Raw genomic sequence first — 12,935 nt, forward strand, 5'->3', positions numbered from 1 at the left:
AAGATGAGCCTGACTCATCCTCACTGAAAAGGACTATTCAAATGAGCTTAAACAACGTACCAGCGGGTAAATCATTGCCTGACGATATCTATGTCGTGATCGAAATCCCTGCTAACGCCGATCCAATCAAATACGAAGTAGATAAAGACACTGGTGCTGTATTCGTTGATCGTTTCATGTCTGCACCTATGTTTTACCCTTGCAACTATGGTTACGTGAACGACACCCTTTCTCTAGACGGCGACCCAGTAGACGTACTGGTTCCGACTCCTTACCCACTGATGCCAGGTTCTGTGATTCGTTGTCGCCCAGTTGGCGTATTGAAGATGACGGATGAGTCAGGTGAAGACGCAAAAGTCTTCGCTGTCCCGCACTCTAAAATCTCAAAGGAGTACGAGGGCATTCAAGATGTCGGTGACATCCCGGAACTATTGAAGGCACAAATAACACAATTCTTTGAGCGCTATAAAGAGCTGGAAGCTGGTAAGTGGGTGAAAGTTGATGGCTGGGCAGATGTGGCCGCAGCAAAAGCAGAAATCCTAGAATCTTACGAACGCGCGCAAAACAAATAACTGCGAACGCTTAAAAGTGAAAGAGCTGCACGTTAGCAGCTCTTTGTAGTTTTATGACTTTGATCAGTACTCGCCTGCGGTTGAGTGTCTGCCCGATTCATAGTTTTGTTGGAAGAATGGGTCAATGTCATCGCAAATACCGAAGTACGGCATATCTCTCACACCTAGCATGTAAGCACTCTGTTCGCAGTACTCTTTTTTACCTTCCTGATAGCCGGATTGATAAGCCATAACCAATTCGGGTGTAGCACGATTCGTTTCATCAAGTTTGGCGATTCGCTCTTCCGATAGCTCGATTAGACCATCAAGGGCAGATTGCTTACCAAAAGCCTGCCAATCTGTGACGTTGGCAGATGTTGGTAGTGATGTTTGCGCACAAGCACTGAGCAAGACTAGCGCTGCACCGATAGCAAATAACCTCATGTTCACCCCTTAAAATCTAGTAGCGTTTACTGCCCTTTGCAGTTCGCCCTAATTCATATTCTCGGCGGAAGCGATCATCAACATCATCACATATCCCGCGATAGTAGCGCCTGCTTTCTCCCAACGAGAATGCATCTTGTGCGCAGTAGTTTGAGCGCCCCGCTTCATAACCATTGCTGTATGCCACGTAGAGTTCGTCGCCATTGTTGAACTCTTGCATTGACAGTTTGGTGTCCCCGGCTTCAGCTTGCTGCATGCCATATTGCTTCCATTCCATACTGTCGTTGCTACTCGGTGGTGTCGTGCTTGAGCACCCCACTAAAAGCAGCAGTATCATTGGTGATAGATATTTCATCGCAGACCTCCCAAGTCTTTGTTGTATATATCGTCAATGCATACGTTACTGCTCTAATTATAGTTCACACTCGTTGACACCAATCACCAGATGCAATCTCTTCAGTCAATTGCTCGGTATCTTGGTACAAATAGATCCAAGCTTGGCCAAACGGCGTGATGATGCTTTCTCTGCGATACTCTACAGGTACATCCTCAAGTTTATCGAGCTCCACCAGCGTTTCATTATCAATCAGATAAACTTCACCCAGTATCGCCTTCTGTCCTACCGATAAAGCAGGGTATCGCCCTAAATCATACAGTGCGAATTGAGCCTCGGTCTCATGGTGACCTAAAAACTCGGCGCTATTCAAAAAGTGATGGTTTCCCTCTCCTTTGCGCAAAGTGCCATACACAAAAATCAAATGCTGCATAACCCTTCCTTAGTTACGATAAAAAGCTAAGCTTAGTCGAATTCAAATTGGTACAGCAAATCAACAGCACTATCCACGCCAGAAACCGCTTCTAAGTACAAATCTTTCATCAATCGGTATCGCACGGTGAACTCACCTAATGAGGTAAAGATACCTACACCGTATTTAACTTGTAGGCCAGGAAGTATGTAACCACTTACCGTCACTTGAGAATCATCACCAGAGCCTGCGGTATCCAACTGCAAATCTTGTACGCCAAAGGCTTCGCCAATCTCACCGACGACTTTACCGCTCTTCGCTAAACTCAAACCAATCAGTGTTGTTGTCATCGCATTACCGCCAGACTCAGCATCAATATCTTGACCACGTAATAAGTAAGACAGCGCGTTCGCTTGCGGCATCGCAGGGTCGGAGAAAATTTCTACCGTAGGGTCACTTGCCGGGCCAGTCACACGCACACCGGCCGTCACGTCATCTTGCGTGTTATCTGGGTTACGAATCGCTTTGATAGAAACATAAGGCTGATCCGCAGGACCGTTCATCATGATCTTACCTTCTTCGATCACCAAATCCTGACCAAATGAACGGTATGAACCATCAATGATGTTCACCTCACCAACGATGAATGGCCCTTTATCTTTCTGAGTAACGTTTAGGTTACCTTGCAAATCGCCCTTCAAACCAAATGCTGACAACTGGAAATCATCTCCAATTTTGATGTTGATATCTGTCTCTACGTTAAATGGTAATGCCTCATCACCATCTACCGGCTGCATGTCTTTATTTAATATAACGGTATCGCTCGACACACCAACGGCACTTGGCGGCAACTCATCAATCAAAATACGTCCCCATGGGAGATTGATGTTACCTTCAACCTTAGCGAGCTTAGGGGTCACATCAATGGTCATGTCTGGCTCGACTTTGATTCTTACCATTGGCGGCATATCCACTTTCAACTCTTTCGCAAATACGCGAGCCTTCGTGTGCCAATTTACTAAATCACGCCAATCCGCGTCACCATTGATCTCCAGCTTGCCATCCGGCGTGATGATGCCCGCATTTAAGTCTGCTTGATGCCCTTTGAAGTTAATCGCAACTTGTCCTGAGTCGATGTCAATTGGTGTTACTTCACCTTGCAGCTTCATTTGGTCAATCAAAAACTGGCCATTCACCTTCGGATGCATCACATCACCAGATAAAGCGAGATCCGTGTTCATGTTCGCCTTGAACAAGCTGTACTCACCGATAAGTGGCGCCAAGAAGTCCAAGTGGAACGTCGATAGCGACACTTTACCGTTAATCGTAGGCTTCTCGGACGACACATCATTCAGAGCGACCTTACCAGACAAATCCCCGTTATCCGTGACATCAAGTAACCACTCAGCATCAAGCTTATCTTGCGCCAATTTGGCTTTAAAACTCACACTTTCCCAACCGACTTTCACTGGTTGCTCTAGCGTTTGCTCTACCTGACCTTTTGGCATATCGACATTCACCGTGACTTCCGGTTTCATGTCTGGTGCCCATTTCGCAAACGCATTCGCGTTCACTGAACCATTTAGCTTGGTTTCTGCAGGTAAGAATTGTTTGATTTGGTCGAAGTCAAAGTTAGTAATGGCTAACTTCGCCTCGCCGCTCTTGCCGACACTAATGTCTTCACTCAGACATACGCTTGAATCAGACTGTAACCAACAGTGTGCTTGGACATCGGCGATCTGTTTATCAATGTTGATTTTAACTGCCGTCGATTTTTGCAGAGCCCATGGACCTTGTGGTGTACTCAACGTTAAACGGCGCAGCGCTCCATCCCAGATCATCTCGGGCTTTTGCTTAAAAGTACCTTCGATTTCTAAACTACTTGAAACAATGTCAGACACCACATCCAATGTCAGTTGGTGCAGCTTTTCGTCACCAGTGACTTCAAGATCTGCACTATCAATTTTGATGTCGTCATAGGTAATGTTTTTGGCAATTAAGCTCACGTCCGCTTTTGGCGCAGGTAGAGGAGTCACATCACCTTTCAAAGTAATAGTTTCAACCTTTGCTTGCTGTTGCCAATCGAGTTGGTTCAGCGCAAGATCCAGGTTGATGTCTGGTTGCTTCAAACTGCCACGTAGCGCAACCGTACCATTCATCTTGCCGCTAAGATCGGGCACACTTTTCGAAAAGTCAGGGAAATTCACCTCAACATCCATCAAGATTTGCTTGTCAATTTTACCTTTGGCATGCAGTTGGTTAGGACCATGCGATAACGCTAAACCTTGAGTATTTAGCTGGATATCTTCACCCTTACCATTCTTGTCAGACGCCTCTAATTGACCTTCTATATTCAGCGGATAACCACGCAAAATACCGTCAATATCAAGCTTAGGAAGGCTCACTTGCCAACCGCCTTGCTCCGTTAAAGAGCCTGAAGTAGATAAACTACCGCTGATGTCCCCTTCCGCTTCTTGCCACTGCAAACCCGGTTGAATGTGCTTCAGGTTCAAGTTCGCTTGCCAGTTGATAGGTGTAGCCCAATTCGCCATCACTTTACCAGCCAGTTCACCGCCTAAGGTTTTCACCACAATACTGTCTAGGTCAATCTGTTCTAAAGTGCCTTTACCATTCAAAGCAACATCTAACGCAGGAATATCCTTACCAGATGCTTTGGTTTCTAATGCAACGGTGTAGCCCTCTAGTGAACCTTTAGCCGCTAAGCTAGGCACCGAAACTTGGTAGTCACTCTTACCACTCAATGGCCATTGCGCCTCAACATTGTTCAGCTTGATATCAAATGGCAGCTCCGTTTTCAGTGGTTGGATTTGCCCTTCAATCTTCGCTTTAACCAAATCAGACAGCGTTGCCTGCAAGGACAAATCACCGACAGACCCTGAAGCTGATAAAGACAGTTTCTGACCTTTCACATCAGCTTGTTTAACGAGCGCGTCAATTTGTGCTTGAATTGGATAGTCGCCAGATAACGTCACTTGCGTACTCAACTTGCCTTCCACTTCAGGCATGTCGAGTTCTAACGTTTTTACCTCAACTTTATCGCCACCAGCTTTGGCTTCGAGCCCTAAGTGATGAACAATAACCGGAGTGTCACCAGCCAATTTGAAATCGTGAATATCCAGTCGCTGCGCTTCTATCGTTAGGGGGATCCACACTTCAGGCAGAACAATGCCCTTAGGTTCAGACTCAGCTTTCGCCGCTTTGTTTTCCGCTTCTTTTTTTACCGCAACATCTTGATTTTTTAGTTTTTCTTTTTGTTTCACAGCCTGCTTTGATGTCTTCGCAGCATCGTCCTGATTACTCGCAGCGCTGCTCGATTCATCAACAGCTGTCGCTTGTGCCGTTGTCGATGATTGATCTTCTTTTGGCGTTTCGTCTGTTGACGCCAATGCCACATTGATCACCTTCAATGCCGTGGGAGCAATTACCAAACGGTCGCCTTGCATCGACAGCGCTGTAGAAAAATCTTGCCAATCAATCTTGTTACCCAAAATATTCAAGTTGATGTTATTCAGGCTAACTTTATTTACGAAAATAGGTACTGGTGTGCTAATTGAGCGCAGTGGCGGCGTTTCTTCTACTGGTTCCTCACTCGGCGGCAACTCCGGCATTTGGAAGTTCACACCTTGGAGTGCAAGTTCATCCACGCACACTTTTGGATCGAAGAAACAACGGAAATTTATCGCAAGGGTAAGGCGTTCAACCTTTGCGTCGATATTCAACGATTCATCGACAAAGCTGACGTTGTGCAAAGCAAAGCGAGGGAACAAAGATCCTTTGATCTCTTCGACCTTCAGTTGTGGTAGTGCCTTTTCTGCTCCCCACAAAGCCAGCTTTAAACCGGGATGGGTGAACAAGATTGTACCGATGAAAATTACCAGCAAGAGCACCAAACTCAGCAGACTGATCGAGAACCACTTCGTCCACTTAAGCGTTGTTTTCATCATAGTTCAGGCCCCAATGAGAAGTGGATACGAAATTCTGGTTTAGGCTCAGCGTCTAAGCCCCAAGCAAAGTCAAAACTCACGGGTCCAACAGGGGATGCCCAGCGAATGCCAACACCTGCACCCGATTTCCACACTGGAGTGTCATTGAACGCATCACCGATGTCATAAAAGGCTGCACCCCACCAGTTGCCATAAACGCGATACTGATACTCTAGGGTACTGGTCACCATGTATTTCGCACCAGTCAATGCTCCACTGGCATCTGTTGGCGAGATAGATTCGTATCCATAACCACGAATGTTGTTGTCACCACCAGCAAAGAAACGCAGCGATGGTGATAGTTTTTCAAATTCTTCGGTGATGTTGGCACCACCTTCTAAGCGGAATAAACCACGATGATTCTGACCAATGCCACGAATCCACGACGTCCGACCTAACAAACGAAGAACGCGAGTTTCAGACAACAAAGCGGGATCACCGTATTCAACGGTGACACTTTGTTTGTCTCCCCACATTGGCATATTGCCACCGCGAGTTCGAGTCCGTGAGAAAGAAGCACCAGGCAGAACGAATTGCACTCCGTCTTCTTGCAAACCTTGTGAAAAGTTTTCGTACAAGTGACGAACGTATAACGTCTTATGCCAACCACCATCGGTGATCCAGTGGCGTTCTACCGCAAGATTCGATTCCAAACTCTCTGTATCGCGGTTATCGAGGTGCTTCAAACCAAACTGCAATTGGTAATACTCATGCAGTACATCATCGAGAGGGATTTTGTAGCCTGCGGTAATCGTCTGCTCAGGCTTAGAAAGAGATAGCGCCGTATCAAAGCTGTGACCACGCGCACTTACCCATGGTTTTTTCCACTTTAACGTACCACGCACACCGGTATCGGTAGAGTAACCAATACCAGTTTCGAGTTGGTTTTTTGCTGCGGGAGCTAACGAGACTTTAATCGGTAGATCTCGACCATCATCAAGTTTACTGAGGTCTGGTTCAACAAACACGGAGGAGAACCAATCGGTATTCGACAGGTTTTGGTTGTACTCACCCACTTCAGACACTAAGTAGGGTTCACCGGTTTTAAATGGGCGCAAAGAGTCCACGCGGTCTTCCCAGATCTGACTCCCCAAGATTTCCACTGTACCAAAGTGATATCGGATACCACTGTCATAGTGCAGGCGAACATTGGCTTCATTCAACTCTGGAACCACTTCCAACTTACTCAGCGTAAAATCACCATTAAAGTAGCCACGCTGCAAAGCTAAGTTACGAATGCTGGATTTGAGGCTATCGTATTCCCCTTGATTAAGGATACGGCCCTCTTTCAATCGTGATTTGTTGATGAGGTTAGTAAACTCTTCATCTTTTTCTGCTTCACCGGAGATCACCACATCCATAACCTTTACCCTTACAGGCTCGCCCGGTGTAACGTTGACGATCAATTCATCATTATCTTTCGTAATAGAGTATGAAATTTTCGCATGATAATAGCCAAGCGCATTCATCGCTTCGGTGATACTTTGACTTAATCGCGCCTGAAAGCGTAAAGACGTCGAATAATCATCTTCTGGTATCGATGATAGGTAAGCGTTCACATTGTCTTCTAGCGCACCATCGATCCCTTTTACAGTCAGGGATACATCGGCATAAGCGCTATGAGAAAAAACAAGTAGGCTAGCAATAATTGGGATAGCTTTTTTTATCATGCTTTTTAGCTGGATGAGGTTAAATAAACGTAAACAATAATAACGCCAAATAAAGGCTAAGTCTGTAATATTAATAGGTTTACCGCGGTCTATGTCATTACACCATCAGATTCAGACTGAATATTAAAGTTCGCAAAATTAAGACACGTATTGAAGGACGAATACTATGCTCAACAAACAGACAATGATCAGTATAGAAGATGCACTGCCAGGTAGAGAGGCATCAATGCAGATTGATGACACCCATTTTGTTAATCAATCAAGCTTAACGGCATCACCGCAAGCTCACCAACAACAAATATTATTCGGTATGGGATGTTTTTGGGGAGCAGAACGTTTTTTCTGGCAACTTGAAGGTGTGATGTCGACGTCTGTAGGCTACGCCGGAGGCTATACGCAGAATCCAACATACGATGAAGTGTGTAGCGGAAAAACAGGACATACAGAAGTCGTAAGAGTCATCTTCGATGAACGAGTAATTTCTCTAGAGCAACTGCTTGCCGCATTTTGGGAGAAACACGATCCAACTCAAGGCATGCGCCAAGGTAATGATCTCGGCACTCAATACCGTTCCGCGATTTATACCTACTCACAAGAACAGTTAGAAGTGGCAGAAAAATCGAAAACACAATACCAACAAGCATTACAAGAAGATCAACGCGCAGCCATCACCACAGAAATTCAAGCCGCTGGGCCTTATTACTTCGCTGAAACGTACCACCAGCAATACCTAGCAAAGAATCCAAACGGTTACTGTGGTTTAGGCGGCACGGGGGTCTGCTTCCCACCAAGCCTTCAAGGTTAGTCCCAAACTAAAAAGAGCGACGAAAGTCGCTCTTTTACAATTCTGACAATTAAACAGGTAGAGATAAAATGGCCCTGTTAACTTCTTTGAATACCGACAATTGTTGGGGGTTTTTGATGTCTGGTAGTAGCACTTTACCGTTATCAAAACGGAACTGACCAACTCCAGCAATTGAGAACTGACCTTTGAATAAAGTCTTAACGAAACGCGCCACCTGACGTGGACGGTAAACAGCAAACTCACGAAGCATAACCACCTCAATATCCTTTTGAGAAAAACATGATTGCTCTTTCCTTGGCAATCTTTATGCGCTATTTGCGACGAGGTTCATTGTACCAAATTCCAACCTAAACGCAACATTACTTAACTCTGTACGTTAAATAATTGTTATAAACGGTTCTACATTTTTATGCATCGTAAGTATATACTTGGTAAGTCTCACAACCCATACGGATCATAACAATATGAAAACTAAGACTCTCCTTCCTATTTTCTTCGCTCTTGCACCTGGTCTTGCGCTTGCTCACAACCTTTCAATGGGTGAAGCAGTTCCAGCAGCAAAAGTAGACGCGTACGGCGAAATCGTACTGCAAGGTGAAGGTGTGGCGTACCAGCCTTGGGCGACACAACAAATGCTAGGAAAAGTACGAGTGATTCATGCCATTGCAGGACGCAGCAGCTCGAAAGAAATGAACGCGCCGTTGATGACAGCGCTAACTGACGCTAAGTTCCCGGAAGATGCCTACCAAACTACAACCATCATCAACCAAGACGACTCAATCTGGGGAACTGGCTCTTTTGTGAAATCATCAGCACAAGACAGTAAAAAAGAATTCCCATGGTCATCAATGGTTTTAGATGAGAACGGTGTTGTGGCTAGCACTTGGGCACTACAAGAAGAAAGCTCGGCAATCGTAGTGCAAGATAAGCAAGGTAAGATCCTGTTTATCAAAGAAGGCGCATTGACAGCAGATGAAATCAACCAAGTACTTGGCCTAATTAAACAAAGCATCTAATACTCACTCGCTCCTTGTTACTCTCAAGCGGGGAGCGTCATTCCTTTCTTTCTGCGTAAGTTCTTATTCCTGCATAGATAATTTGCTCTATACGAACAAAAGAGTGAACTTTTCATAAAAATGGGTGTTATATTATAACACTAGGTATCGTTTCGGGCTTTAAGATGCACTGTCGTTGGCAAGCAATTACACATCATTGGCATCGCACTGTTGTATTGTTCAGTGTTGCGTTGTTGATCGCTTGGAACTTTGCCACTATTGCTCATCAACTCGACCTCATTCCCGAACACCACAGTGAACATCATTGCCAAATGTTTGCCGGAGCGCATCAAGGGCTTGCGAAGGCTCAGCCAGAACTCAGTGCGCCCACCTTCTCTAGACTCGCTCACGTAGATGTAGCCGAAATCACCTCTCATTTAGAGGACGTCACGTATACCGCGCGTGCACCACCTAATTTTGCGTTCTAAAAACCACTACTCATACTAAGAACAAACCTTGTTATTCACTTTGCTATTTGAGCAAGTAACACATAAAAAATTAAACAAAATTAGGAATAAGAAAATGCCATCTAAACACGCTTTAGCTCTTGTTATCGGACTTTCTCTATCAGCTACTGCTAACGCAGAAGAATATCGTCAACATGAAGCGCACGTTCATGGTCATGTAGAATTCAACATTGCTCAAGACGGAAAAGACTTACTAATTGAAATCACTTCTCCAGGTGCTGACGTGGTTGGTTTTGAGCACGCACCTGAAAATGCAGAGCAAGAGCAAGCCTTAAAACGAGCGGTTGCCGCACTAAAAGACACAAACAAACTGTTTGCAATTAACCAGCAAGCGAAGTGTGTGATTGAAGAAGTTCAAGTCGCGCATACGCTTGGCCAAGATTCTCATGAAGGCCACGATCATGGTAACCACGAAGGACATGATCATGATAAGCACGACCACGATAGCCATGAGGGTCACGACCATAACGAACATGCTCATGATGACCACCACGATCACGAAGGTCATGACCACGAAGGACACGATCACGAGCACGGCGGTCACGGTGAGTTCACCGTTGAGTACCGTTTCCACTGTGATTCAGTCGCCGATCTAAATAGCATTGATACGACTTGGTTCAAGCAATTCCCAGCAACAGAATCCATCAGCGTCAACTTATTTACTGACACAACTCAGTCTGCGACAAGCCTAAGCAAAAACAACACTAAGATCGCAATTAAATAAATCACATAGCGTGTGAGTGAGTGCTCACACGCTATTGCCTTGGTAATTTATTATGACTGAAACCACGTCAAACGTTGTTGAGCTGAATAATGCCCAGTTTGTCTGGCCCGGCTCAGAAAGCGCGACCATTAATATTCCACACTTACACATCGCTCAAGGTGAGCATGTCTTTATCAAAGGCCCTAGCGGCTGTGGTAAATCGACTCTGCTTGCCCTACTTACTGGAATCAATACTCTTACATCGGGTTCTCTGTCTGTACTTGATACCGATCTTGCAAGCTTAAGAGCAAGCCAAAGAGACAAATTTCGTGCCGATCACATTGGTTATATCTTCCAACAATTCAATTTGTTGCCTTACTTGAATGTGATCGAAAACGTCCTAATTCCATGCCAATTCAGCAAAATTCGCCGAGATCGCGTTGCACCAAACGCTTCGAATGCAACGCTTGAAGAGCAAGCAACATCACTGCTAGAACGTTTGCATCTTCCGAAAGCACTGCACAATAAGCCTGTCTCTGAGCTGAGTATTGGCCAGCAACAGCGCGTTGCAGCCGCCCGTGCACTGATCGGCCAACCTGAACTGGTGATTGCTGACGAGCCAACTTCAGCATTGGACCATGACAACCGCAAAGCGTTTATTGAGTTATTGATGGAACAAGCCAATCTTGCCAGCGCCACATTGGTTTTTGTTAGCCATGATCCAACTCTGGAATCTCTCTTCCACAGAACACTAAACTTGCCTGAAATCAATCAAGCGCAAACCCTAGGAGCCGCATCATGAGTGCCGTAGTAAAGCTCGCTTGGAAAAGCCTGATGAACCGCAAAGCGACGGCTATTCTCACCATCATGACAGTCGCGATTTCAGTTGTCCTTTTATTGGGTGTTGAACGCATTCGTACCCAAGCTAAGGACAGCTTCGCTAACACCATTTCTGGTACCGATTTAATCGTCGGGGGCCGTTCTGGACAAGTCAACTTGCTGCTGTACTCAGTATTCAGAATCGGCAATGCCACCAACAACATAGATTGGAAAAGCTACGAAGAGTTTGCTAACCACAGTGCCGTCGATTGGGCAATTCCAATCTCACTCGGAGATTCCCACAAAGGGTTTCGCGTAATGGGCACCAACCAGAGCTATTTCGAACACTATAAATACGGAAATAAACAGCCTTTAAAATTGTCCGAAGGCAGGGAGTTCAATGGCCTGTTTGAAACTGTGCTCGGCTCTGATGTCGCAAAACAGCTTGGATATAAAATCGGTAGCGAAATCATCATTGCACACGGCATCAGTGACGTTGGTTTTAGCCGGCATGACAACTTACCATTTAAGGTGGTTGGCATTCTTGCTCCTACTGGCACTCCTGTCGATAAAACCGTACACGTTTCTTTAGAGGCGATCGAAGCGATTCACGTAGGTTGGGAAAGCGGTGCCCGTTTAGGTCCGACCCCAAGTGCTAATGAGCTAAAATCACGCGACTTCCAACCTAAACAAATCACTGCCATGTTGGTTGGGTTAAAATCACGAATTCAAACCTTTGCCCTACAGAGGCAGATCAACACCTATCCGAAAGAACCTCTCAGTGCCATCATGCCAGGCGTCGCTTTGCATGAATTATGGGGCATGATGTCCGTTGCCGAGCAAGCACTCATGGCTGTATCAGGCTTTGTGGTTGTGGCAGGGTTATTAGGCATGCTAAGCAGCCTATTGACCAGTCTGCAAGAGCGTCGTCGTGAAATGGCGATCCTGCGAGCCATGGGGGCAAGACCAAAACACGTATTCTCATTACTGATAAGTGAAGCCAGCTTATTGACCTTCGCAGGTATTGTGACGGGATTAGTGGGTCTTTATTCCATGCTTGCCCTCTTGCAACCAATAATCCAACAAAGTTATGGTATACACCTAACACTAACGGCACTGTCGCCGTATGAATGGATGTTGCTTGGCTTTGTACAATGTGCAGGCATTGTGATTGGCTTCATCCCGGCATTTCGCGCTTACCGACAATCGCTAAGTGATGGAATGACAATAAGGATTTAGTAAAAATGTGGAAAAAAATACTCGCTAGCTGTTTGCTGATGATTTCGTTTACCGCGCCTGTGATGGCCAGTGACGAACCATTAAAGCTTGATTGGATAGATCTCGTCCCAGAAGCCGAACGCAAGATGTTCGATAGTATGGGAATGCCAGCCACAGACCACAGCGGTGGTGCAGCAATGCAATCTAAGGTCGGTAACGTTCGTCCTGAATTGAACGGAAGCACAGTCAAGATTCCTGGTTTTGTCATCCCATTAGAAGGCGATGCAAATACCGTCACGGAGTTTTTGTTAGTGCCTTATTTTGGTGCTTGTATTCACGTGCCGCCACCGCCACCGAACCAAATCATCTATGTGAAGTTTCCTAAGGGAGCGCCAGTACAAGAGTTGTGGGATGTGATTTATGTGGTGGGCAAATTGAAGACTGAGACCATCA

At 45.6% G+C, this 12,935-nt stretch carries 14 protein-coding genes; 8 read left to right on the forward strand and 6 right to left on the reverse strand.

Going from position 1 to position 12,935, the window contains the following annotated elements; translation table 11 throughout:
- Positions 1–41: 41 nt before the first annotated feature.
- Positions 42–572 carry an inorganic diphosphatase gene (gene ppa / locus VJL_RS12560; RefSeq protein WP_038866096.1) on the forward strand — a complete coding sequence of 177 codons (531 nt, stop codon included), beginning with the start codon at positions 42–44 and terminating at the stop codon, positions 570–572.
- 63 nt (positions 573–635) lie between these two features.
- On the opposite strand, the gene VJL_RS12565 is transcribed toward ppa, so the two are convergent.
- The 5 genes from VJL_RS12565 to tamA form a co-directional block, all read right to left on the reverse strand.
- Positions 636–995, reverse strand: a complete 360-nt coding sequence (locus tag VJL_RS12565; RefSeq protein ID WP_038878330.1) for a DUF2799 domain-containing protein — start codon at positions 993–995, stop codon at positions 636–638.
- A gap of 16 nt (positions 996–1,011) precedes the next feature.
- Positions 1,012–1,350 (reverse strand): DUF2799 domain-containing protein, encoded by a 339-nt coding sequence (locus VJL_RS12570; RefSeq protein ID WP_038866091.1) that lies wholly within the window; start codon positions 1,348–1,350, stop codon positions 1,012–1,014.
- A gap of 64 nt (positions 1,351–1,414) precedes the next feature.
- Complete coding sequence (locus tag VJL_RS12575; protein WP_038866089.1) at positions 1,415–1,762, reverse strand: gamma-glutamylcyclotransferase family protein; 348 nt, start codon at positions 1,760–1,762, stop codon at positions 1,415–1,417.
- Positions 1,763–1,794: 32 nt separating this feature from the next.
- A complete protein-coding gene (gene tamB, locus VJL_RS12580) occupies positions 1,795–5,706 on the reverse strand; it encodes an autotransporter assembly complex protein TamB (protein WP_038878333.1) in 3,912 nt (1,303 codons plus the stop codon).
- Positions 5,703–7,415, reverse strand: coding sequence for an autotransporter assembly complex protein TamA (gene tamA, locus VJL_RS12585; protein WP_038878336.1), 1,713 nt, complete (start codon positions 7,413–7,415; stop codon positions 5,703–5,705). Before tamA ends, tamB begins: the two co-directional genes overlap by 4 nt.
- Before the next feature lie 166 nt (positions 7,416–7,581).
- Between tamA and msrA the strand changes: the two genes are divergently transcribed.
- Positions 7,582–8,220, forward strand: a complete 639-nt coding sequence (gene msrA, locus VJL_RS12590; protein WP_038878338.1) for a peptide-methionine (S)-S-oxide reductase MsrA — start codon at positions 7,582–7,584, stop codon at positions 8,218–8,220.
- A gap of 49 nt (positions 8,221–8,269) precedes the next feature.
- On the opposite strand, the gene VJL_RS12595 is transcribed toward msrA, so the two are convergent.
- Positions 8,270–8,470, reverse strand: a complete 201-nt coding sequence (locus VJL_RS12595; RefSeq protein ID WP_038866081.1) for a DUF1107 domain-containing protein — start codon at positions 8,468–8,470, stop codon at positions 8,270–8,272.
- A 214-nt stretch (positions 8,471–8,684) separates the two neighbouring features.
- Between VJL_RS12595 and VJL_RS12600 the strand changes: the two genes are divergently transcribed.
- The 6 genes from VJL_RS12600 to VJL_RS12625 all read left to right on the forward strand — a co-directional run.
- Positions 8,685–9,236: a YtfJ family protein gene (locus VJL_RS12600; protein ID WP_038866079.1), complete on the forward strand. Its 552-nt coding sequence runs from the start codon at positions 8,685–8,687 to the stop codon at positions 9,234–9,236.
- Positions 9,237–9,400: 164 nt separating this feature from the next.
- A complete protein-coding gene (locus VJL_RS27890; RefSeq protein WP_080774269.1) occupies positions 9,401–9,703 on the forward strand; it encodes a DUF2607 family protein in 303 nt (100 codons plus the stop codon).
- Between the two features lie 94 nt (positions 9,704–9,797).
- On the forward strand, positions 9,798–10,466 hold the full coding sequence (gene zrgA / locus VJL_RS12610; RefSeq protein WP_038866076.1) for a zinc uptake protein ZrgA: 669 nt from the start codon (positions 9,798–9,800) through the stop codon (positions 10,464–10,466).
- Positions 10,467–10,518: 52 nt separating this feature from the next.
- Positions 10,519–11,247 (forward strand): ABC transporter ATP-binding protein, encoded by a 729-nt coding sequence (locus VJL_RS12615; RefSeq protein WP_038878341.1) that lies wholly within the window; start codon positions 10,519–10,521, stop codon positions 11,245–11,247.
- Positions 11,244–12,503 carry an ABC transporter permease gene (locus tag VJL_RS12620; RefSeq protein WP_038866072.1) on the forward strand — a complete coding sequence of 420 codons (1,260 nt, stop codon included), beginning with the start codon at positions 11,244–11,246 and terminating at the stop codon, positions 12,501–12,503. Before VJL_RS12615 ends, VJL_RS12620 begins: the two co-directional genes overlap by 4 nt.
- A 5-nt stretch (positions 12,504–12,508) precedes the next feature.
- A partial coding sequence (locus VJL_RS12625; RefSeq protein WP_038878343.1) for a DUF3299 domain-containing protein occupies positions 12,509–12,935 on the forward strand: 427 nt, incomplete at its 3' end.

This window comes from Vibrio jasicida CAIM 1864 = LMG 25398, from assembly GCF_000400365.1.
Classification (GTDB): Bacteria; Pseudomonadota; Gammaproteobacteria; order Enterobacterales; family Vibrionaceae; genus Vibrio; species Vibrio jasicida.